Annotated in this window: 13 protein-coding genes; 11 read left to right on the top strand and 2 right to left on the bottom strand. The window is 73.6% G+C overall.

The window, feature by feature from the left end:
• Window positions 1-171: 171 nt before the first annotated feature.
• Both speB and RM812_RS11635 read left to right on the top strand, forming a co-directional pair.
• Window positions 172-1,263 carry an agmatinase gene (gene speB / locus RM812_RS11630; protein WP_311572386.1) on the top strand — a complete coding sequence of 364 codons (1,092 nt, stop codon included), beginning with the start codon at window positions 172-174 and terminating at the stop codon, window positions 1,261-1,263.
• A 194-nt stretch (window positions 1,264-1,457) separates the two neighbouring features.
• Window positions 1,458-3,305 (top strand): thiamine pyrophosphate-dependent enzyme, encoded by a 1,848-nt coding sequence (locus RM812_RS11635; protein ID WP_311572387.1) that lies wholly within the window; start codon window positions 1,458-1,460, stop codon window positions 3,303-3,305.
• A 71-nt stretch (window positions 3,306-3,376) separates the two neighbouring features.
• Here RM812_RS11635 and RM812_RS11640 read toward each other — a convergent pair whose 3' ends face one another.
• On the bottom strand, window positions 3,377-3,883 hold the full coding sequence (locus RM812_RS11640; RefSeq protein ID WP_311572388.1) for a hypothetical protein: 507 nt from the start codon (window positions 3,881-3,883) through the stop codon (window positions 3,377-3,379).
• Between the two features lie 857 nt (window positions 3,884-4,740).
• On the opposite strand from RM812_RS11640, the gene RM812_RS11645 reads away from it, so the two are divergent.
• Window positions 4,741-5,079: a MerR family transcriptional regulator gene (locus tag RM812_RS11645; RefSeq protein ID WP_311572389.1), complete on the top strand. Its 339-nt coding sequence runs from the start codon at window positions 4,741-4,743 to the stop codon at window positions 5,077-5,079.
• A gap of 120 nt (window positions 5,080-5,199) precedes the next feature.
• On the opposite strand, the gene RM812_RS11650 is transcribed toward RM812_RS11645, so the two are convergent.
• Window positions 5,200-5,595: an SgcJ/EcaC family oxidoreductase gene (locus RM812_RS11650; protein ID WP_311572390.1), complete on the bottom strand. Its 396-nt coding sequence runs from the start codon at window positions 5,593-5,595 to the stop codon at window positions 5,200-5,202.
• 407 nt (window positions 5,596-6,002) lie between these two features.
• On the opposite strand from RM812_RS11650, the gene RM812_RS11655 reads away from it, so the two are divergent.
• From RM812_RS11655 to RM812_RS11690, 8 genes are all read left to right on the top strand, one after another.
• Window positions 6,003-7,088 (top strand): DNA polymerase III subunit beta family protein, encoded by a 1,086-nt coding sequence (locus tag RM812_RS11655; protein WP_311572391.1) that lies wholly within the window; start codon window positions 6,003-6,005, stop codon window positions 7,086-7,088.
• 114 nt (window positions 7,089-7,202) lie between these two features.
• A complete protein-coding gene (locus RM812_RS11660) occupies window positions 7,203-8,057 on the top strand; it encodes a DUF4132 domain-containing protein (RefSeq protein ID WP_311572392.1) in 855 nt (284 codons plus the stop codon).
• Window positions 8,054-13,408, top strand: a complete 5,355-nt coding sequence (locus tag RM812_RS11665; RefSeq protein ID WP_394816444.1) for a hypothetical protein — start codon at window positions 8,054-8,056, stop codon at window positions 13,406-13,408. The genes RM812_RS11660 and RM812_RS11665 overlap by 4 nt, the downstream gene beginning before the upstream one ends.
• A 432-nt stretch (window positions 13,409-13,840) precedes the next feature.
• Window positions 13,841-15,010 (top strand): ATP-binding protein, encoded by a 1,170-nt coding sequence (locus tag RM812_RS11670; protein ID WP_311572393.1) that lies wholly within the window; start codon window positions 13,841-13,843, stop codon window positions 15,008-15,010.
• Window positions 15,011-15,015: 5 nt separating this feature from the next.
• Window positions 15,016-19,029 (top strand): vWA domain-containing protein, encoded by a 4,014-nt coding sequence (locus RM812_RS11675; RefSeq protein WP_311572394.1) that lies wholly within the window; start codon window positions 15,016-15,018, stop codon window positions 19,027-19,029.
• Window positions 19,026-20,984, top strand: coding sequence for an SWIM zinc finger family protein (locus tag RM812_RS11680; protein ID WP_311572395.1), 1,959 nt, complete (start codon window positions 19,026-19,028; stop codon window positions 20,982-20,984). Before RM812_RS11675 ends, RM812_RS11680 begins: the two co-directional genes overlap by 4 nt.
• 51 nt (window positions 20,985-21,035) lie before the next feature.
• On the top strand, window positions 21,036-22,058 hold the full coding sequence (locus RM812_RS11685; protein ID WP_311572396.1) for a LacI family DNA-binding transcriptional regulator: 1,023 nt from the start codon (window positions 21,036-21,038) through the stop codon (window positions 22,056-22,058).
• A gap of 267 nt (window positions 22,059-22,325) precedes the next feature.
• On the top strand, window positions 22,326-23,468 hold the full coding sequence (locus RM812_RS11690) for a GH12 family glycosyl hydrolase domain-containing protein (protein ID WP_311572397.1): 1,143 nt from the start codon (window positions 22,326-22,328) through the stop codon (window positions 23,466-23,468).
• The last annotated feature ends 105 nt before the right edge of the window (window positions 23,469-23,573 follow it).

Genomic DNA, 23,573 nt, shown 5'->3' on the forward strand with positions numbered 1-23,573 from the left:
GGCCGGCGGGCGCTGGACCGTGTCGAGCGCCCGGTCGCGGCGGGCCCCTTCTGACCAGCAGCGGCGGAGCCAGCGAGCCCCGCTCCCCGACACGCGGCGGTACCGGCTCCGGCACCGGCGCTGACATACCGTCGTGGGCTACGGAACACCCGCATGCGAAAGAGGCGCCCCGTGTCCCACCCGCCCCTCACCATGTTCGGCCCTCGGATCACCTTCCTGGGGGTGGACGCCTGCGACCTGGACGACCCGGCCACCTACGCCGACGCGGACGTCGTGATTCTCGGGGCGCCCCTGGACGGAGGCACCACCTACCGCTCCGGTGCCCGCTTCGGACCATCGGCGGTCCGCCAGGCGTGCTACCTCCCGCAGGACGGCTCGCGTCCCAGCCTTGCGCTTCGGGTCGACGCCCTGAAGAACCTGAAGGTGTACGACGCCGGCGACGTCTTCGTCTTCAGCGGCGACATGGCCCGATCCGTCGAGCGGATCGAAGCAGCGGTGTTCAAGATCGCATCCTCCGGAGCCGTCCCGGTCGTCCTGGGAGGCGACCACTCCATCGCCTGGCCCGACCATACGGGCGTCGCCAGGCATCACGGCTTCGGCAAGGTGTCGATGATCCATTTCGATGCCCACGCGGACACCGCCGACATCCAGTTCGGCTCCCTCGTCGCCCACGGGACGCCGATGCGCCGGCTGATCGAGTCCGGCGCTCTCCGGGGTGACCGCTTCGTCCAGGTCGGGCTCCGCGGTTACTGGCCCGACGAACCGGTGCTGACGTGGATGAAGCAGCACCGGCTCCGCTCTTTCGAGATGACCGAGATCGTCGAGCGCGGACTCGACGACTGCCTCACCGAAGCGGCCGGCATCGCCCTCGACGACTGCACGGGCGTATTCCTCTCCGTCGACGTCGACGTCGTCGACCCGGGCTCCGCGCCGGGCACCGGCACCCCCGAGCCCGGCGGCCTGTCCCCCCGCCAACTGCTGGACGCCGTCCGCCGCCTGTGTTACGAGCTTCCCGTGGTCGGTCTCGACCTCGTCGAGGTCGCGCCGCCCTTCGACCACGCCGACGTCACCGCCCTGCTGGGCAACCGGGTCGTCCTCGAAGCGCTCTCGGCCATCGCACGCCGCCGCAGGGACCAACGCGAGGGCACCACCTGGGACCCGCGTGAACCACTGCTCCACGGTCGGGACGCCGACGAACAACTCGATCACATCGCCAACGGTCGGGTGCACGGGCACCGCCACTCCACGGACCATGAGCAGTAGACCGCCAGACCGGCGGCCGTCCGGGCGGAGACCCGGGGCAGCCTCGCGGGTGGGTTTGAGCGGCGCGTGGTGGAGGCATGTCGGGCCCGGACGACCTGCCCGCCCGGGTGCGTGGGGAGAGGTCAGCTCCTAGCGTCGGGAGGTGAAGGCGGACACACGGCTTCCAGGTCGGCTCCCGGCCGATTCTCGAGCTGGTGGACAAGCCGACTCTTGAGCCGGAGGAGAAGGGGATCGCTGTGGCGCAGGCCGAGGCGAAGAAGAGCACGTCCGATCTGATCATCGAGCGTCTGCTGGCCTGGGGTGTCGACGTCTGCTTCGGCATCTGCGGGGACCAGGTCAACGGGTTCTTCGAGTCGCTGCGCACCCATCCGCAGATGAAGTTCGTCCACGTGCGGCATGAGGAGAACGCGGCACTGGCCTGCGTGGGCTACGCGAAGTTCACCGGCCGGCCCGCCGCGTGCGTGGCGACCGCCGGACCGGGCGCGATCCACCTCCTGAACGGTCTGTACGACGCGCGCATCGACGGCGCCGCGGTCATCGCGATCACCGGTCTGGCCTACCACGACACGGTTGGCGCGCATTTCTTGCAGGATGTGCCCAGCGATCGGCTGTTCGAGCAGGCATGCATGTTCTCCGAACGGGTCATGGGCCCCACCCACGCGGTCACCGCGACCGACCTGGCGGTGCGCAGCGCGCTGATGAACCGCACGCCCTCGCACCTGGCGATCCCGATCGACGTGCAGTCCTGGACCCTGGACCAGGACACCGTCTCGGACAAGAACGTCCCCGGCCACACCTCTTTGGCCTCGCAGGGATTCGAGGTGATGCCACCACGGGACCAGGTCGTCGCCGCAGCGGAAGTCCTGAACGCCTGCCGCCGCGTGGCGATCTGTGCCGGCGCCGGCGCGCGTGGCGCGGGTGAGGCGCTGGAACAGGTCGCGGAGGTGCTGGGGGCGCCGATCATCAAGGCCGGGCTGGGCAAGGACTGCGTACCGGACGACAGTCCCTACACCACCGGCGGCATGGGACTGATCGGAACGCGCGCCTCCCACGAGGCGTTCGAGGACTGCGACGGTTTCCTGATCGTGGGCTCCTCCACCCCCTACTACGACTTCTGGCCGAGGCCGGGGCAGGCACGCGGAGTGCAGATCGATCTGAACGCCGACCGGATCGGCATGCGCTACCCCGTCGAAGTGGGCCTTGTCGGCCACGCGGAGAAGATTTTGGGCGCTCTGCTGCCGCACCTGGAACGCAACGAGGACCGCGCGTTCCTCCAGCGCGCCCAGGACAGCTACCGGGCGTGGTGGGACCTGATCGGCGAGCAGGCGGCCTCCTCGGGGACGCCCATGCGGCCGCAGGTGGTCACCTGGGAACTGTCCAAGGCCCTGCCCGACCACGCCATCGTCACCGGCGACGCGGGCACCGTCACCGCCTGGGGCGGACGGCTGCTGCTGCGCAAGGGCATGAACTACTCGTTCTCCGGCACGCTCTGCACGATGGGCGCCGCCCTGCCGTACGCGATCGGAGCCCAGTTCGCCCACCCCGACCGGCCGGTGATCGCGTTCACCGGAGACGGATCACTGTCGATGGGCATGGGCGAACTGGCGACACTGGCCCAGTACAACCTGCCCGTCAAGGTCGTCGTGCTGCACAACAACTCCCTGGCCCTGGAGGTGTGGGAGCAGAGCGCACTGCTGGGAAACCCCCAGTACGGGTGCGAACTGCATCCCATCGACTTCCAGGCCGTCGCGCGGGCATGCGGGCTCCGGGCGTTCCGCGTCGAAGACCCCGCGCGGGCGGCGGAGGTCTTCGCGCAGGCCATGGCCCACGACGGCCCCTGCCTCGTCGAGGCGATCACCGACCCCTACGAAGCGCCCTTCGGCGAGAGCCTCAAGCCGGTCCACGCCCAGCACATCGTCGAAGCGTTCGGAAAGGGGGAACCGGCGGCCGGCCGCATGGCCCGCAATCTTCTGGAGGAACACCGGGTCGCCATGTCCCCTGCCCTCCAAGAACACCAGGACGCTCTCTCCCCCTACCGATGAGCCCGGTCGCACAGAAGCACCCCGTGCCCCGCCGGCATCCCCCGGACCGGGCGCCGGTCCCGCGACGCGCGTCAGGTGAGGTTCACGTACTTCGTCAGCCAGCAGCCGTCGACCAGCGCCTCTTCCTTCTCGTAGCCGCTGGGAACCTCATCGTCGGGGTCGCAGTTGAGGTACATCAGGTCGCTCTTCAACAGTGCGGCGATGGATTCGTCTCCCGTGGGCTCGACCGCGAAGTCCTGGCCGACGAGCAGCCCACGGCCACCCTCTCGCTGCACCGCACGCTGAAAGGCCGCCATGTCCTTGGTGCGCAGCAACGTGATGGTGCGACCACTGGCGTCCTCGCACACGCCCCGCTCCTCGATGGACCAGGCCGGGTCCTTGGCGGCTGCCGACTTGCTGCCCTCCTCGGAGTTCGGATCCACCGGGCCGCAGGCCGCGTACGTGTTGACGTACTCGTGGGCGGCCTTCATGCTGTCGGCGCTCGGCAGGCCACCGTCGTCCGCCGCCTCGCTGCTGCATCCGCTGCTCAGGGCGACGGCAGCCAATGCCGCTACGGCAACCAGAATCTTCCCCCGCATGTTCGCTCCGCTCCTGTACGTGTGGGGCCACCGGCCCCCGTGCAACGGGCACTGTAGCCCGTTAGTGATCTTGCAAAGTGAGTGGGCCGGGACAACTGCCGCCCAGGGCTTGCCGGGCCTCGAGGCGGGCCCGCTTCGGGACGGGCTCGGTGGCGCGGTTGTACGTCGTTGCCAGGGGTAGCCCCCCGCCGTCGCGGTGCAGCCCGCCCTGGTTGCCGCCGGCACCGTCCCGGTCCCGGCACCGTGGGTATCGGGCGCGGGCACGAGCACCTCGTTCGCTTCCGCCGCGCGGACCTGGCGCGCATGTCTCCGGCACGGCGACCGCCAGGCGGCATGGGTACAGGAAATCGTTCACCCGCTTGGAGTGAAATCTATCGTGGCTGATGTAGACATCCGACCGCCCTCGGGGTTATCGTCTTGGTGTAGCCAGGAAGTCAGTGAGGCGTGGCAGAGACGAACTGCCCGCATGCAGAACAGTGGTTGTGGCACGGCAGTGGAGTGGCGGGGCCAGCGGTTCCCAGGGTCCCTTCGCTGACTGCCGGGCCGGGTGGCTCACCAGGGCCGCCAGCAGTACGCAGTACCAGCAGTACCGGTTCATCAGAAGGAAGAGAGAAGGAGGCACACGCCATCAGGATCGCCCGGGCGGGAGCGTTCCGCTCGGGTACCGCAGGCCCCGGAACGGAAGGTGGTCACACGGTCACTCATCCGCGATCCCCGCACCCACCCCCCGACGGGGGCCGGTGCGGAAACAGAAGGCCGGCACCGCAGTAAGCCGGCAGATGGTGTTGCAATCCCTCGGGGCCTTGGTGCCGTACGGCACCAAGGCCCCTCGACGCGTTCCCCGACCAGAGGTGCAGATGCCCGCAGACACACCGCTCAACCGTATCGACGACGACGACTACCCCGCATACACCATGGGGCGAGCAGCCGAGATACTCGGCACCACACCCGCGTTCCTGCGAGCCATCGGCGAAGCCCGGCTGATCACTCCGCTGCGCTCCGAAGGCGGTCACCGCCGCTACTCCCGCTACCAGCTGCGCATCGCGGCCCGCGCCCGCGAGCTCGTCGATCAGGGGACCTCCGTCGAGGCGGCCTGCCGCATCGTCATTCTGGAAGACCAACTCGAGGACGCCCGGCGCATCAACGAGGAACTGCGACGACGCCCCGGTGACCCGCACGACAAGGCCGATGCCTGACGTGCTTCCCCACTGCCGGGCAGGCTCACCCACAAAGGGGACTCGGCCGGGGTGCTCGGAGGGGGGCGGCCCACCGCCGCAGGCCGTTCCCCACCACGGCACGAAGGACCGGCTGCGACCTCAGTCGACCCGGACCTCGGTGTTCTGGCAGGCGTGCAGCAGCCAGGCTCCGTCGTCCTGCTTCGTCATGACGTAGAGCGGGGCACCCTCCGTGTCGCCCTCGGCCGAGCGGTAGATCTGCCGGACCTTGACGGCCGCGACGTCGGGCCGCAGGAACTGCGTGTGTACGACCTCGTACGTGACGTCGCCGTCCCAGTCGGCCCGGGGCAGCACGGCCCGGGTGAACTCGGCGATGGCGTCGAGGCCCAGGAGGACCTTGCCGTGGGCGGTCGTCCAGAGCGCGTCAGGGCGGAAGAGAGCGAGGAATCCGTCGGCGTCCTTGGCCCGCTGGGTACGTTCGACGGTAGCCACCAGCTGTTCGATGGCCTTGATGTCGGCAATGGCGTCGGTGTTCATGCGGATCACCCTGGTACCTCAAGTCCGCTTGAGGTCAAGGGCCGGGGAAGAGGGTGGACGGGGCGGCACGGGGGCGGTGGGGCGGTCGAGGGAGGGGCCCCCGCGCCCCTGTGAAGGCGAGGTCGAGCCACTCCTGGGTGAGCAGCGGCGTCCGTACCGCCGCGGAGGCGCCGGGGGTTCCGCGGTACGAGCTGGATCACAGCCGGTGACGTACGGGCGCGCCGTGCGGCCAAGCTGGTGGGAACCGTGGCGTCGGATGCGTGGCCGTAGATCAGTGGGCATAGATCCGTGGCTGCGGATCCGTGGCCATGGATCCGTGGCCGCGGATCCCGCACGGTGGGGCCGTCGATGCCGGGCTTGACCCTCGACCTGGTCAAGGGCTCAGAGTTCCGGACGTGGAGAGCGAGATGCGCAGCATTGGGGAGATGGCCCGCGACAGCGGACTGGGCGTGAGCGCCCTGCGGTTCTACGACCGTGCCGGTGTGCTGGTCCCTGCCCGGGTGGATCCGGTGAGTGGCTACCGCTGGTACGCCCCCGAGCAGCTCGACGAGGCCCGGTTGCTGGCCCGGCTGCGGCGGGCCGGCATGCCACTGGCGGACGTCCGGCTGGTGCTGGCCGGCTGGTCCAGCGCGGATTCGGACCTGGTGCGGGGGCTTCTCCAGGCACACCTGCGCCGTCTCGAACTGGGGCTGGCCGATGCCCGCAGCGAGTTCTCCACACTCCGAGCGCTACTCGACCACAGGGAGAACCCCATGTCCACTTCGTCCGGTACCGTCACCGTCCGGCTGTCCGTCCCCGCGGCCGAACTGGCCGCCGCGTTGGACGCGGTCCGTTTCGCGGCAGGTGCCGATCCCGAACTGCCGGTACTGGGCGGAGTCCTGTTCGACGTGGAGGACGACGTGCTTCGCGTCGTGGCCACCGACCGTTACCGGCTGGCCGTCGCGCGCGTCGGTACCACCGGACACGGCGGGCCGCGCGTGCAGGTCGTCGTGCCCGCCCCGCTCGCCGACGCGATGCGAGCGCTGCTGAGCGGTGACGAGCCCGTCCGCTTCACCGTGGACGGTGACCGCGTCACGCTGGAGACCGGGGACCGTCAGGCGGCCGGGCAGTGCCTGGCATACGACTTCCCCGACTACCGCCGGCTCGTCCACCTGCCGTCCGGGCGGCGCGTCCTCGTCGATGTGCCGGCCTTCCGCAAGGCGTTGGAGACGGGGCCCGTCCGCGCGGGCGAGGCGCGCGAGCAGGGCGGTGCGTCGCACGACCTCAGTGTGCTCAGGGTGGCCGACGACGGCACGGTGACCGTCTGCGAGGACGGTGACGACGCCCCGGACAACGTCGCCCTCGACCGCGGGTTCCTGCTGGACGCGCTCGCCGCCGGGGCCCGGGACCGGCTGATCCTCGAGTTCGGCGCCCCCACGGCGCCCCTCGCGGTCCGCCGGACGGACGACGAGGATGCCTTCTCGCTGCTGATGCCGGTGCGCCTGGACACCTGACGGGAGGGTCCCGCCCCCGGCCCCGAGCCCGCGGCAGCGCTGACACTCGCGGCGTTGTCAGTGGGCTGGCCTACAGTTCCCAGCAGTTGATCACTGCGGTGCGGGGAGGCACGGATGGGGTGGGTGACGGCCGGGGACTACGAGGTCGCCCTGGACGACGGGAAGGTGGTCTGCCGCAACGCGTCCGGGCGACGGCTGAAGTCGGTGCCGGCCAAGCTCGCGGACGACCCCGCCGTGGTGGGGCTGCGGCAGCTCGTCGAGTGGCTGGAGCGGCACGACCGCCAGTGCCTGACCGATGTGGAGCGGTGGATGGTGCGGTCGCTGCCCGTCCCCATCGCCGTCCTCACGCGAGTGTGGCCCGACCCGGCCTGGCAGTCCGCCCTGCGCGACCTCGTGGTCACCGGCGCCGACGGCGAGATCGCGGGATTCCTGCGGGACGCCGATCCCGAGCGCGGGCTCGGCCTCGTCGACCTCGACGGGGACACCGTGCGCATCGCCCCCGACCTCGTCCGCCTCCCGCATCCCGTACTTCTCGAAGACCTGGAGGAACTGCGCGAGTTCGCCGTCGAGCTCGGCGTCGAGCAGCGCGCCCATCAGCTCTTCCGCGAGGTGTGGCACCGTCCCGCCACGCTCGACACCGAGGACACCTCGGTCGAGGAGTACGCGGGCGGCGTCTTCAAGGAGCTGCGTTTCCTGCACGGCCGGGTCACCCAGCTCGGCCACCGCGTGCGCGGCGGCTACGCCGTCTGCTCCGTACGGGAGGACGGCCGGAGCGTCGAGGCCCGCGTCTGGGTCGGCGACTACGACGGCTACGAGGAGACGGAGACCGGTCCGCTGATGTGGACCGACGCCGCGGGACGCGTGCTGAAGCTCGGCCGGATCGGACCGGTGGCCTGGTCGGAGGGCATGCGCATGGCGGCCGCGCTGTACGCCGGACGCGACATCGAGGACGAGGAGCGGGCGGCGTGAACACCGTGAACGGCACCACCACGACCGACCCGAACGTCGCGCCGGGCGGGACGACCGCCCACGACGACGCCACGTCCGTCGTTCGCGACGCCACGTCCGCCGTTCTCGAGGCCACCGCCTACGACGACGCCACCGCCGCCGCCCTGCTCGACGCCGGCGCGGTCCTGCCGCCGGGCAGCACCGCCCGGGAGGACGCCGACACCCTCACCGTCCGTACCTACACCCATGCCGCGCTGGGCGCCCGCAGTGTCGTCCGGCTCGTGCCGGGCACCCTCGGCGAGGCCGAGGACCTCGCCCTGGACTTCCTCGGACTCGTGCGGGAGACGCGGACGCCCGAGGTCGGGCAGATCCGGCGGGAGGCCCTCGGCTTCCCCGCCTGGGCGCTGGTCAACGACCCGGCCAACGGGCATCACGCGCTGGCCCTGGTCAAGGACGTCGAGCGGCTCGCCCGACTGGCCAAGTCCCGGCCCGGTACGGCGAAGGAGGGCTTCGAGGAGCTCGGCGAACGGCTCGGCCGGGCGGTGCCGCACTTCCTGCCCACCTTCTACGAGCAGGCGGCACGCGTCTTCCTCCAGTACGACAACACGACCTATGCCGCCGCGTTCTTCGGCAAGGCCCGCGACGCCGAGCGGGTGCACGCGCTCACCGTCGACGAGGATCGGCAGCGCGCCGTCTTCCTGGAGTTCGCCTTCGCCGGGGCGCTGACGGTCAAGGCGCTCAAGCAGCATGTGAAGGATCTCGCCGGCCGGCTCGACGCCACAAAGGCGTGGGACCAGTTCCGGCAGCTGACGGTGGAGCGCTGCGCGGCCGGTATGCCGCCGTACGCGTCGCTGCCGCAGGACGCACGCGTGCTGATCAAGGCAGCCGGGCTCTCCCGGGTTGATGCGGAGTGCGACCTCGTCGCCGATCTGGTCGCCTCGCCCGCCGCCGTGCGGGCCCCCGCCTCCTTCTGGACCGCCTATCGGGCCATCCTGCCCGTCCTCGCCGAACAGCGGCCGGCCGTACGGGCCCGGATGCTGGAGATCATGCCGGCCGGGCTGGACCGCGGCAGCGAGAGCGACGAGTTCTGGCTGGCACTCCTGGCCGAGTGCGGCGCCGACCGGCTGCTGACCGGCGAGAACCACGGTGCTGATGGGGCTGACGGGGTCGTCGGGCCTGACGGACCCGGTGAGACGATGGACGGTGTCGACGCGGCGGACTGGCTCAGCCGCTGGGCCGCCCACCGCAAGCACGGCGCCGCCGTGTGCGACGCGTCCCCGGCCACCCTCGACCTCGTCGCACGGATGGCGCCCCGGCTGCGCGCCGGCGGGCGGGCCGTAGACCTGTTCGCGGGCCGCCGGCACACGGGCGCGGACATCAGTCTGCTGGACCTCTGCGCGGCGCAGGACATCCCCCTCGCCCTGCCCGACGCGAGCACCGAGGTCCACCTCGGGCTGGACCGCTGGGTGCGTGACACCCGCCCCGAACGGCGTGATCTGGCCGCCGTGGCGGCGGACCCGCGGCTGCGCCCCCTGTTGCTGCGGGCCGTCGGTGCCGTGGGCCGCGACCGGCAGGCTGCCGGGATACTGGAGCACCTCTCCGAGCACCACGTGCTCGGCGACGTCCTGCGCGAGTGGCTGGACGGCGCGGTCGACGAACTCGCCGGCGCGGTGGGCCTGCCCGGGGCCCGCGAGGCACTGCACCGGCTGGGCCCCTTCCGGTCGGTGGCCCCCCGGGTCAACCCCGCGGCCGTCGCCCGTGCCGCCGCGTACGAGACGGGTCCGCTGCTCGGGCGTACCCTGCGGGCCGGCATCTTCGACGAGTTGGGCTGGCCCGCGCTCGACGAGGCCGTCTGCCTGCTCGACGCCGGGACGCGGAAGGACCGCGACAACACACTGGTCGTCAACGAGGCATGGCCGTGCCTGATCCTGAGCCGACGGGGCAAGGCGGTCGTCGTCGGCCCGGACGAGGTACTGCTCGAACACGACCTTCGGCTGCCGGCCGACCTGGACCGCTGGCAGCGCCCGCAGTTCCGCTACACCGACGGGGAACTGCTGGTGGCGTGGTGGCACGAGGGCAAACAGCGCGGCTACTGGTCCACCCGGCCGTCCGAGGTGGTCACGCTCACCGGTGAGCAGATCGCCCACCGGTGGCACTACGACAACGCGGGTGCCCCGTCCATCCCGCTGCAGGGCGGGGGCCGGGCCACCGGCGGCCGCGCCCTGCACGCCGGCGACACCGTCCTGCCCGCGAGCCGTGCCGTCATCGCGGACGGCACCATGCACTGGCGGCAGGGCAGGCAGGGCCGGCAGCACGTGTGGCTGGAGTACGACCCTACGACCGGCGCCCACGGGCGCGCCTCCCTGCCCGCTCTTCTTCGGTCCGGCATCCGCGACGACGCGACGCTGCTGCAGGAGTGGTGCGAGGTGCTGCCCGTGCAGCCGGGGTTGGAGCAGAGCCCGTTCGGTACGGACGGCGCGGTACTCGGCCGCTGGGTGCGCGCCGAGGACGAGTCCGGTGAGATCCGCACGACCGCAGGGACGCCCGACGGCCGCACCGTGACGCTCCGGTCACCCCGGCACGGGGAGCGCACCGTCCCGCTGGGTGCGCTGCGGCTGCCCGGGGGCGCCGAACCGGTCGTGGCCCGGGCGCAGCGCCGGATCGCCCTGTTCTCGGGGGACGACGGCGGCGACTCGGGCGTGCTCGGGCGGGTGACACCGAACGAGCGGGGCGGGGAGTTCGCCGCGGGCACCCGGCTCATACCGCCGCTCGCCTTCTGGCACGCCCTGCGTCCCCGTGACGAGCGCGCGTCGGCCGTGCTGCGCGCCCTCACCGACGAGCGGGCGGCCGAGGTGCTGCGCGCGGCGGCGCAGGCATTGGCGGAGCGGCGGGCCCGGGTGGCCGCCGCCGGCGGCGCGGACGGGGCCGCCAGTGGTCCCGACACCGGCGCCGGAGCAGCCGGTGGCCGTGGCCCCGGTACGGGCGGAAGCGCACCCGGCGCGACGGTTCGCTCCGGAACGGCCGGCGGAGCGACCGGTGGTCCCGGCGGTACAACCGCAGGTCCCGGCGGAGTGATCGGCGGTCCCGGTGGGGTGACCGGCGGCCCCGGTGGGATGGCCGCTGACGGCGAGTCCGCCGTGCCGTCCGCTGAGGAGGTCGTACGGCAGGCTGTGTGCCGGTCGCTTCCCGGGCTCACCGACGAGCGGCTCCTGTCCGGCGTGGCGGCGCTGGTCCGCACGACCCTGCAGATCGCCGACACGGTCACCAGGTTCGTGACGCCCCCCGTCGAGCAGCCGAAGCCGGACCGGAACCGGACCGAGGGCATGTTCGCGGACTACCGCCCCGAGCACGGCGACGACCACACCTTGCGCACGGCCACCGACGGTCTGGCCCGCATGTGGGGATCGTGGGGCGGCACCAGCCAGTGGACCGCGCTGCGGCAGATCCGGGCCGTGAACCACGTGCTGTCCGGAAAACCCGCCGAGGGCAAGCAGTTGCCGGACCGCGCCCGCCTCACCGCCCTCGGCGACGGTTGGCACAGCGACGAGCACACCGTCCCCGGCATCGGCATGGTGTGGCCGTCGCTCCTGGCCGTGCTGCGGCCGCTGGCCTACCGGGCCACCGCGCCGACCACGGCGGAGGACCAACGCGAGGCGCTGCTTCTCCTGTTCGAAGCTCTCACCGAAGGGCCGCTCGCCGCTCCCGGGAGCACTCTGCGGGAGATCGTGCTGAGTGAGCCGCACGACAAGCAGCAGCGCGCGGGCCAGGTGCTGCGGCGGGACGGCCGGACCGTGGTCGTCCTCGGCTGCCAGCGCATCGACTACGCCCACGACCGTGTCAACTGGCTCGCCGTCGATCACGATCCGACGGGCGCGTTCGGGGCCGTCGCCCGTTTCGCCCTGGAGAAGGAGACCCGGTACACCTCGGCGTTCCCGCCCGACCAGCTCGCCGCCGTCGCCCGGCTGATCCGGGACAAGGGGCCCGCGCCCTGGCAGCCCGGGGCACCGGGCGCGCTCGCCGCAGCCACGTGCACCGGTCTGGGCCCGCTCCAGGCCACGGTGCTCCTGGCGGGGCAGCCGCGGCGGCTCGACACCGACGCGCTCGCCGTGATCGGCCTGAAACCACGTCGGCTGGACGTCGGCAACGGCATGCTGAACTCGCTCCTCGCCACGGACCGGGAGTCACTCATCGGTGCCCTGCTGCCCGACGAGCCCGCCGAGTTGTGGACCGCGGGGCCCGACACGGACGCCGCGGGACGGGTGTGGGCCGAACGCCTCGGTTCCCTGGTCCGCGTGCCCGAGGATCTGGCCCCCGCTCTCGACGGCCTGCCGGCCGGCTCGGCCGATGACGTCCTCAACCCGCCCCGCACGGCGTGGCTCAGCCGCACCACGGTCCAGCGGCTCGACAAGGACGGCCGGCTGGTCGCGGAGGACCCCGCCGCGGTCCCCGGACGCCACATGCTGACCAGCGCGGTAGCGGCGCTGACCTCACTGGCCTACGCGCTGCCCTACGGTCACCCCCTGCGCGCGGCCCTGCCGGAGGGCCTGGCCGCGCTGCGCCACCGCATCGCCGACCCGGCGCTGCTGCTCCACCTGGACGTCGAGTCCACGGAGAAGGGCGAAACCACGGCAACCGAGCTGCGCAAGGCTTACGGACTGCCCGCCACGGGCGGTGCCGACGCGGACGGCATGATCCGGGTCGGTGAGGCGCTGGTACTGCATCCCTGGTACGGCGACAAGGAGACCGTGCTGGTCCGCCCGGCCGGCCTCACCGGTCCGGACGATGCCGTGTTCGGGCTGCTCGAAGGGCTGGTGGGCGCCACGAACGGGGCGGGCCTGCGCGCGGTGCGGGAGGTGCTCGGCGACGCACTGGCCCGGACCCTCGCAGCCGGCCGCGATCCGGAAGGATCCGCCGGATACGCGCAGAACCCCGCGGTGAGCGTGCCGGCACTCGTCACCGAGGTGGCCGAGACCTACGGCCTGGGTGAGGACGCGGCGACGCTGTATCTGCAGTTGCTCGCCCTGCCCGACCCGACGGACCGCAACTGCGCCCGTTGGACCGGTTGGAAGCCCGCCCGGCTGAAGAAGGCCCGGGCCGAACTCGCCGCGACGGACCTGGTCGTCGAGGCCAAACGGCCCCGGGCCGGCCGCTCCCTCTTCCTCCCCTGCGGTTGGCGCGACCTCAAGACGCCCGCGCTCCCCTTGGAGACATGGAAGGAGAGTCTCTATCCCGTCCGGGAAAGCGTCCGCGCCGTTCCGCTGCTCCCGGTACCCGAGCTGTTCGCCCGTGCCTGGGACCGCGGGCGCGCGGGAGACGCGCCCGCCTACGAGGAGCTCACCACCCGCGTCACGCGAAGGGGGCGCCGCGGATGACCGCCGACGAAGCCCCCGCGGTTCCTGGAGGGTGGGGCGCCGAGGGACCTCGGGGGTGCCCTCCCTCCGCGGCGGATGAGGGGCCGGGCGCGGGTGGCGCCCGCGCGTCGTTCCACCCCGAAGGTGCCGCGCCGGTCGGAGCGCACCGGCCCCGCAACCACGGCCCGGGTCCGCCACGCACCCCGGCAGACGCGCCGACAGGGACCCGCCCGTCGCGCCCGCCGCCGACCCCGCGGGGTGGGCCGCACGATGACGCCCGCCCGCTCTCCCGGCCGCGCGACGCACCGCCGGACTCTTGCCCGCTCTCCCGGCGGCGCGACGCACCGCCCGGCTCTTGCCCGTGCACGCCCCGCGAGCCACCCCGAACCGTGCCCGAGCGCTCTGCGCCGGCCAATCCCTGACCCCTGCCCCTGCCCACCGGAAGTCCCGCCGATGACCACCACTCTCTCCCCCGACGCCACCCGCCAGATCGTGCCACCCGAGGACCGGTACGCCGCCGAACTCGCCTTCCTCGCCGCCTACGACGACGGACCGCGCCCGCCCGCCTGGCGGCTCACACCCCGGGCCGTCGTCACCTTCGTCATGGGCAGCGACGGCCGGGCCCTGCGACTGCCCGAGGACGCCGAGGCGCCCGAGGGCGTGCCGCGCCGGCTGGTGGTGACGGGCAAGTTCGTCGGCGACCGGGCGCTGGTCGAGCGGTGCGTCGTCACCCTCGCCGGCGAACGCGGCCTGCTGCTCGTCGGCGAGCCCGGCACCGCCAAGTCCATGCTGTCCGAGCTGCTGTCCGCCGCCGTGTGCGGCACCAGTGGCCTGGTCGTCCAGGGCACGGCCGGCACGACCGAGGACCAGCTCAAGTACGGCTGGAACTACGCGCTGCTGCTGGCCCAGGGGCCCAGCCGGAAGGCGCTCGTGCCCTCCCCGGTCCTGACCGCGATGACCCAGGGAGGCGTCGCCCGGGTCGAGGAGGTGACCCGTTGTCTGCCGGAGGTGCAGGACGCCCTGGTCTCCCTGCTCTCCGAGCGCCGCATCGCCGTCCCCGAACTGTCGGGCACCGAAGACGCCCTGGCACACGCCGCGCCCGGTTTCACCCTGATCGCCACCGCGAACCTGCGCGACAAGGGCGTCTCCGAGATGTCCGCCGCGCTCAAGCGCCGCTTCAACTTCGAGACGGTCGGCCCCATCCCGGACCTCGGCGCCGAGACGGCGCTGGTCCGCAGCCAGGCACGAGCCTCCGTCGAACGGGCCGGAGCGCCGTTCCGGGTTGACGAGGCCGTCCTGGAGGCTCTCGTCATCGCGTTCCGGGACCTGCGCGAGGGCCGGTCGGCGGAGGGCTGGGAGGTCGAACGGCCGTCCACCGTGATGAGTACCGCGGAGGCGGTGTCCGTCGCGGGCGCGCTCGGGTTGGCCGCCGCTTATTTCCCGGGCGACCGCGACGTGCTGGGGCTGCTTCCCGGGCACCTCCTCGGCGTGGTCCGCAAGGACGACCCCGCCGACGCGGCGCGGCTGCGCGGTTACTGGGACGGCCCGGTCCGGCGTCGCGCGGAGCAGGGTTCGGCCACCTGGCGCACCCTGTGGGACCTGCGCACGGTCCTGGAGGGCTGACGCCCGTGGCATCTTCCCCTTCCCTCTCCCCTTCGCCGTCGCCACCCTCTCTCCTCTCGCTCCTCTCGCCCGACGAAGCGGTCGCCGCGCTCACGGACCCCGCGACGCCGTTTCTCATCGGCGTACGGCATCACTCGCCGGCCCTGGCCGCGGCCGTGCCGGCGCTGCTGGACGGGGCCGCTCCGGACGTCCTGCTGGTGGAGCTTCCCGCCGAGATGCAGGAGTGGTTGCCCTGGCTGGGCCACGAGGAGACCAGGGCGCCGGTCGCCCTGGCCGCCGCGTCCGCCGAGGTGGGCGGGGGGCCGGCCTTCTACCCTTTCGCCGACTTCTCCCCCGAGCTCGCCGCGGTGCGCTGGGCCGCCCGGCACGGAGTCCAGGTCATCGCCTGCGACCTGCCGTTGGCCGACCGGGCGTGGCGTGACGGTGGGCACGCCGGTGCGCCCACCGCATCCAGCGCGCGTACCGCCGTGGCACCCGAATCCGACCGTTCCGGGCTCACCACCGCCCTCCGGTCCCGGCTCACCGGTCGCCCCGGCGAGGACCTCTGGGACCGTCTCGTCGAGGCCACGGCGCCGGGGTCTTCGCCCGAGGCGCTGCGCCGTGCCGCCCTCCTCACCGGATGGGCGCTGCGCGAGCAGGCCGTCGCCTCCCAGGCCGTGTCCGAACTGGATCTGCGGCGGGAGCGGTGGATGCGCGCACGCCTGGCCGCCGCCACCGTGGACGGTGGGCGGACCGCCATGGTCGTCGGTGCGTTCCACGCCCCGGCGCTGGTGTCCCCGGCTGCGCCGACCGGAGACGAGCCGGACCGCCCCGGACCGCCGAACGACCGTCGAGAGCCGTCCGACCGACCCGCCCACCCGGCCGACCGCCGCGTCCCGACCGAGCGCCACGACCACACTGCTGACCGACCCGACCGCGCGACCGGCCGGCCCGACCGCGTCATCGATCCCGCCGATCCTCCCCACCGCCCAGCCGGCCCCACCGACGGCCCCGGCTCTGCTGACCGACCTGCCCCAACCGGTCGCCCCGCCCCCACCAACCACCCGGACCACACCCACCGGCCCGACCACGCAGAGCCTCCCGACCACGCAGAGCCTCCTGGTCCCCCAGCCCCCGTGCCTGCCCCGACCGACCGCCCCGGCTCTGCCGGGCGATCCGGTTGGATCACGTCCTTGATCCCGTACACGTACGCCCTCCTCGACGAGCGGTCCGGCTACCCCGCGGGCATCCGGGATCCCGAGTGGCAGCACCTGGTGCTGCGGGCGGCCGGTGACCCGGTCGCGTTGGACGAGGCGCTGACGAGCGCGGCCGTACGGGTGTGTGCGCGACTGCGTGCCCTCGGGCATCCCTCCGGGCCCCCCGACGCGCGCGAGATCGTGCGGTTCGCCTCGGACCTGGCACGGCTGCGGGGCCTGCCCGCGGCGGGCCGGGGAGAGCTGGTCGAAGCGGTGCAGACGGTGCTCGCGCAGGGCGAGCCGTACGGCAGGGGACGGGCCGTCGCCCGGGCGATGGAACAGGTGCTCGTCGGCACGCGCGGCGGCCGTCCCGCCCCGGGCGCGCCGCGCAGCGGTCTCGCTCCGGCGGTCGAGGCCGAGCTTTCGGCACTGGGGCTGCCCGGCCCGGGGACGGCCGAGTCAGGTGCGGCCGAGTCGGGTGCGGCCGGATCGAGTGCGGCCGCCCGGGATCTGCGGCTGGATCCCCTGCGGTCCGACCTCGACCGCGAGCGCGACCTGCTGCTGCGCCGGCTGTCGGTGTGCGGTGTGCCGTACGCGGAGTCGAAGGAGGTCGCCGGCGCGGGTGGCGCGGTGGCGCTGACGACGCGGTGGGAGGTGCGCTGGACACCGGCGACGGACGCCATGCTGTCCGCGGCCGGCGTACGCGGTGTCACCCCCGCCCAGGCCGCCGAGGGCATTCTGCGCGAGCGGTGGCGGGCGGAGCGGGACGCGGGCGGACCCACGGCCGGGCAGACACTGGAGGGACTCCGGCGGGCGGCGGAGTGCGGCCTGCCGGAGTTGACGGACGCACGGCTCGCGGAGGCGGCCGAGGTGCTGCCGGGTGCCGCCGCGCTGCCCGAACTCCTCACCGGTCTGGACCTGCTGGACCGGTTCCGGGCGGGGCACGTCCCGGGACTCGGCGCCGACGAGGACCGTGCCGTCCGGGCCGCCGCCGTGGCCGAACTGCTCACCTCCGCTGCGGTCCGCCAGGTGGACGGTCTCACCGGGGCCGAGGACCCGGCGGACGCGCACGCCCTGCTGGAGCTGGCCCACCGGGCGGACGCCCTCGGCGGCCTCCGCCTGACCGACGCCCTGGCCCGCCTGGCACACGACGGCTCACCCCTGATGCGCGGCGCCGCCGGAGCCGTCCGTGTGCTCCTCGGACACGAGGACCCGCAGGTCTTCGGCGGCCGTGTCGCCTCCTGGGTCGACACGGCGAGCGACCGTGCGTCCCGGTCCGCCCTCACCGCCCGGCTGACCGGGCTGCTGACGGCCGCCGGCCCGCTGCTGGAGTCGGCGCCCCCCGCGCTGGAGCCTCTGCTCGACCGCGTCTGCGAACTGACCGACCGGGACTTCCTGGACCGGCTGCCCGCCCTGCGCGGTGGCTTCGACACGCTCAGCCCGGCCGCCCGCGCCCGTCTCCTCTCCACCGTCGAGGAACGTCTCGCCGTCGGCCGGCCGGCCGACACGAACGGCCTGGACCCCGCCGCCCTCGCTCTGTGGACCCGTGCGGACCTCACGGCACGAGCCGCTCTCGGCGAGCTCGGTCTGCTCCCCGAGCCCCCGGCCGGCGAGACCGGTGCACCCGAGTCCACCACCACGCACCCGGCCCCACCCCCTGGCACGGACAGGGGCAGGGACACGGACGGGAACAGGGACAGGGACACGGACGCGCCACCCGTCGGCACCGGGGAACACCGCCTGGCCCCCGCCGACCGCTGGCGGCTCGTGCTCGGCCGGTGCGGCGACCGACTGCCCCCGTCGGCCGCCGCACCGGCCACCGCGTTGGACGAGCTGTACGGCAGCGGGCGGGGCGAGGGCAGCCGGGGCGACCTGTCCGGGCCCGGCGGCGGTGGCGGCCGGGAGACCCCCTATCCGGGTGTGCGGGAGTGGTCCGAGGAGCTGGCGGCGCTGTTCGGGCCGGGCATCCGGGAGGAGGTCCTGGCGGCAGCGGCAGCGACGGGCCGGCCGGACGTGCTGGCCGAGCTCGACCCGGACAGCGTGCGGCCCTCCGTCGATCTGCTGCACACCGTGCTCCGGCACGCGGGCGGCCTGCCCGAGGCCCGCCTGGCCACGCTCCGGCCGCTCGTGCGGCGTCTGGTCGAGGCGCTGACCCGGGAGCTGGCCACGCGGCTGCGCCCCGCGCTGCACGGCGCGGTCCTGCCACGCCCCAGCCGTCGGCCGGGCGGCGGCCTGGACCTGCCGCGCACCCTGCGGGCCAACCTGGCCTCCGCGCACCGCGGCCCGGACGGCACGGTCCAGGTCGTCCCGGAGCGCCCCGTCTTCCGTGCGCGGGCCAGACGGGCGGCCGACTGGCGGCTGATCCTGGTGACCGATGTGTCGGGTTCCATGGAGCCGTCCACGGTCTGGGCCGCCCTCACCGCCTCGGTGTTGGCCGGAGCACCCACCCTGTCCACGCACTTCCTCGCCTTCTCCACCGAGGTCATCGACCTGACCGACCACGTCCGCGACCCGCTGTCCCTGCTGCTCGAGGTCAGCGTGGGCGGCGGCACCCACATCGCCGCGGGACTGCGGCACGCCCGCGAGCTCGTCACCGTGCCGTCCCGCACCCTCGTGGTGGTCGTCAGCGACTTCGAGGAGGGCTACCCGCTGGGCGGACTGCTCGCCGAGGTCCGCGCCCTGGTCGAGGCCGGCTGCCACGTCCTTGGCTGCGCGAGCCTCGACGACACCGGCCGCCCCCGGTACTCCACCGGGGTGGCGGGCCAACTCGTCACGGCGGGCATGCCGGTCGCCGCCCTCAGTCCGCTCGAACTCGCCCGCTGGGTAGGAGAGAAGATCGCATGAACCCGCAGCTTCCGCCGGTCGCGCCGTCGGTGACCGCCGAGCTGGTCGCGGCGCTGACGCCCCGCCTCCGCAAGCGGCTGGACGCCGGCGTCGCCAAGGTGGCGGGACGGCCGACGGTCCGGGAGGGCGACGTGGTGCGTATCGCCGTGGACGACGACACCGGCCTCGAACTGCACACTTCCGACGGGGTGGTGACCAGCGCCGAAGCGATCCGCTGCGGGTGTCTGCTGGCGCCCGACTGCCTGCACCGTGCCGCCGCGGCATCGGCCGCCCCGGTCGCGGACCCCACGGAGCCGGCGAGCACGACACCGCCACCTCCGGACTCAACCGCCCTACCAGCGACCGCCGTTCCCAGCCCCCATCCCATCCGCACCGGCACCGGCACCCGCACCCGCTCCGGCACCGCCATCCCGGATCGAGACGGGACGCAATCACCCGGGTCACCTCAGCCGTCCCCCACCGCACCGGCCGCGGCGCCCACCCCGATATCTGCCCCGGCCCTGCCCGCCGACACGGCCACCCCCGAACAGCGCGCCGCCGCGGTAGCCCTGCACGAGGCCGCGGCCGAGGTGCTGGAGGCCGGCGCCGACGGGGCTGGAGCCGTGCTCCAGGCCGAGCTGCTGCGCTCCGCGCACACGGCGCGGCTCGCGGGGCTCCCCCGGGCGGCGAGTCGCGCGGTCGCGGTGGTCACGGCGTTGCGCGCGGCCCGTGGCGCCGACCCCGCCTACCGCCTCGCCGACCTCGTCGCCGCCCTCCGCGACGTCCTGCTCCTCGCCCACCGCCTGCCCGCCGCGACCGGCCCGGAACTCGCCGAGCTGCGCGGCACCGTACGGCAGCCGTACACGCCGGACGGCTCTCTGCGCCTGTACGGACTCTTCGCCGAGCCCGTCCTCACGGCGACCGGATACGCGGGGGCCATCACCTGGACCGCCGACGGAGCGGGCCGGCTCTACACGGTCGCCGACGTCGCCCCGGGCGGCGCCTCCCGGGCCACGGGCGCGGCCGAACGCGCCGTGCGCCTCGGCGACACGTCCCTGACGCACCGCGAACTCTCCCGCGCCGGGCTCGCCGTGTCCGGTGCGACCGTCTCGCCGACGGGCCGCCTGGGCGCGGGTGCGGGTGTACGGGCGGTGCGCGCGTCCGGCGTCGCGTGGCACGCCGAGCCCCTCGACCGCCTGTGGGCGGTGCCGCCGGCCGAGCAGGTCTCCCGGGCGTTGACGGGTGAGCGAGACCTGCTGTTCCTCGACGTCACGCTCATCGGCACGGCCCCCGAGGCGGCGGGCGAGTGCCTGGTCGCCGACTGCGGTGGCCTGATGCTCCGGCTCGCCGCCGCCCACGACGATCCCGCTCTGCCCCATCGCGAGAACCTCCGCCTGCTCGCCTCCGCCCGCGGCGCCCGACTGCGCGTCGTCGCCCGGCTCACGCCCGCCCCGCTCCCCCGCGCGCTGCTCCTGGCCGTCAGCCACCCCACCGACCCCGGCGTGCGTGTCGATCTCGGACTCGACCGGCTCCGCCGGGCGGACCTGCCCGTCGCGCCGAAGTCGCGGGCCGTCCCGGGCGCGCCCGCCGTCGACGAGGCCCCGGTGCATCTGCTGCGCCGCCGGGTCCACCAGGCCGCCGCCGGTGGCCGCCGGGTGCTCGCCTTCCCCGGGAGCCGGGACGCCGACGGCGCCCGGCTGCGCCGGCACGGTCTCGGCACCGGCGGTGAGCTCCTCGCCGAGCTCCAGGCCGCCGCCGCGGACCGCCCCCGCGACCCCTTCGGGCGGCTGCTTCCGGCCGACACCGGCCGCTTCGCCCGTGCCTGGCTCGGCGCCGCCGTCTACACGGAGGAGCTCGACCGCGCCCTGTGCGCCGCCGCGTGGGGCGCGGAGCTCGTCGGCCTCGCGGGCTGCACCGGTCCGGCCAACGGTGAGGAACGCGCCGATCCGCCGGCGCCATCGCGATCGGCCCGCTGAGCGGGTCGGGGCGCCGTAGTATCGGACGATCTCGTTGGGGGGGAGGCGCGCATGGGCAGGCAGCGTCCCGGTACGCCGACGCTGGAGGAGGTGGCCGCCCTCGCCGGTGTGGGGCGAGGCACCGTTTCGAGGGTCGTCAACAACGCGGCCGGCGTGCGGGATTCGACGCGTCGCACCGTGCAACGGGCCATCGCCGAACTGGGGTACGTCCCGAATCTCGCGGCCCGTTCCCTGGCCGGGCACCGCGCGGACGCCGTCGCGCTGGTCATGACGGAGACGGACTGGCGGCTGTTCGGGGAGCCGTTCTTCACCGAGATCGTCCACTCCGTCGGCGACGCCCTCACCGACACTCCGGTGCAACTGCTGCTCACGCTGGTCCGGTCGGACACCGAGCGACAGCGGTTCGTCGAGTACGCGCGCGGCGGCCGGGTCGACGGCGTGCTGCTGATGTCCGTGCACGCGGAGGACCCGCTGCCGGACATGCTCGCCAAGGCGGGGCTGCCCACCGTCATGCTGGGGCGGCGTTCCGGTGACGAGAGCGTCACCTACGTCGACGCCGACAACGCCGGGGGCGCGCGCGACGCGGTCACGCACCTGCTGAAGGGCGGCCGGGACACGATCGGGGTCATCGGCGGACCGCCCGACATGTATGTCGCCCAGTGCCGGTTGCGCGGTTACCGTGAGGCTCTGGAACCGGCAGGCGTGGAGTTCAGGTCCTCCCTGGTCGTGGAGGGTGACTTCTCGGAGGAGAGCGGCCACCGGGCGATGAGGGACCTGTTGGCCCGTCACCCGGAGCTCGACGCGGTGTTCGCCGCCTCGGACAGCATGGCCGCTGGGGCGCTGAACGCGTTGCGCGCGGCGGGGCGGCGGGTGCCGGAGGACGTCGCGGTGATCGGTTTCGACGACTTCCAGCCGGCCCGGCCCACGGATCCGCCGCTGACGACGGTCCGGCAGCCGCTGGAGGCGATCGGCCGGACGATGGTGCGGCTCCTGCTGGAGGAGATGGAGGAGTCCCCCGCCGCCTGGCGGCACGTGATCCTCCCTACGGAACTGGTACTCCGGGACACCGCCTGATCGACGAGGCGCGCTGACCGGAGAGGGCCGCGCTGACCGACGAGGGCCGCGCTGACCGACGAGGCGCCGGGAGCGCTCCGAAAGAGCCTCTCCCACCTGCGACTTCGAAACTCCTTCGACGCCTCCGGTGCGCACAGTCTTGTCAGGAACATGAACGGCTTCTACAGTCCCCAGCACACCGGTAAGTGGGAGCGCTCCCATCCGTGGGGAGTTGGGAGCGCTCCCGCACCGGCCCCTCCCGCCCCCGCATCCCCCGGAGAGCCCCCCATGCGACCGATACTGCCCCAAGTCCGCCCCCTGAGAGGACTCTTAGGAGCGCTGATCGCGGTCCTCGCCGTCGTCGGGTCGCTCGTGACCGCGGCGGCTCCGGCCCAGGCGGACACCACGATCTGCGAACCGTTCGGGACGACGGCGATCCAGGGACGCTACGTCGTCCAGAACAACCGCTGGGGCACCAGCGCCACCCAGTGCGTCACCGCCACCGACACCGGCTTCCGGATCAGCCAGGCCGACGGCTCGGCGCCGACCAACGGCGCACCGAAGTCGTACCCATCGGTCTTCAACGGCTGCCACTACACGACCTGCTCACCCGGCACGAAGCTCCCCGCCCGGCTCAGCACCATCTCCAAGGCGCCCTCCAGCATCTCGTACGGCTACGTCGGCGATGCCGTCTACAACGCCTCGTACGACATCTGGCTGGACCCGGCCCCCCTGACCGACGGAGTGAACCAGACCGAGATCATGATCTGGTTCAACCGGGTGGGCCCGATCCAGCCCATCGGCTCCCCGGTCGGCACGGCCACCGTGGGCGGACGGACCTGGGAGGTGTGGACGGGCAGCAACGGCGCCAACGACGTGCTGTCGTTCGTGGCCCCGTCGGCGATCAGCGGCTGGAACTTCGACGTCATGGACTTCGTCCGGGCGACCGTCGCGCGCGGCCTCGCCGAGGACGACTGGTACCTGACGAGCGTCCAGGCGGGTTTCGAGCCGTGGCAGAACGGCACCGGGCTGGCCGTGAACTCCTTCTCCTCCACCGTCGAGACCGGCAGCGGCCCGACCGACCCCGACGGCCCCGGCGACCCCGACGGGCCGGCCGCATGCGAGGTGGCGTACGGCACGAACGTCTGGCAGGACGGCTTCACCGCCAACGTCACCGTCACCAACACCGGCGCGACCCCGGTCGACGGCTGGCAGCTCGCCTTCGCCCTGCCCCCCGGCCAGCGGATCACCAACGCCTGGAACGCCTCCGTCACCCCCTCCACGGGCACCGTCACGGCGACCGGCCTCGGGCACAACGCCCGCATCGCGCCCGGCGGCAGCCTGACGTTCGGCTTCCAGGGGGCCTACGGCGGCGCGTTCGCCGAGCCGGACCGCTTCACCCTGAACAACACCGCCTGCACCACCGCTTAGCACCCGTCCGACAACCCCGGCACGCCGCCCGGCGCGCCCCCACATCCGCCGACCCTTCCCCATCCCCTCTCACCCTCTCACCCTCTCCCCTCCCCGCCCCTCGCC

Origin of the sequence: Streptomyces lancefieldiae (assembly GCF_031845825.1) — a bacterium.
GTDB lineage: Bacteria > Actinomycetota > Actinomycetes > Streptomycetales > Streptomycetaceae > Streptomyces > Streptomyces lancefieldiae.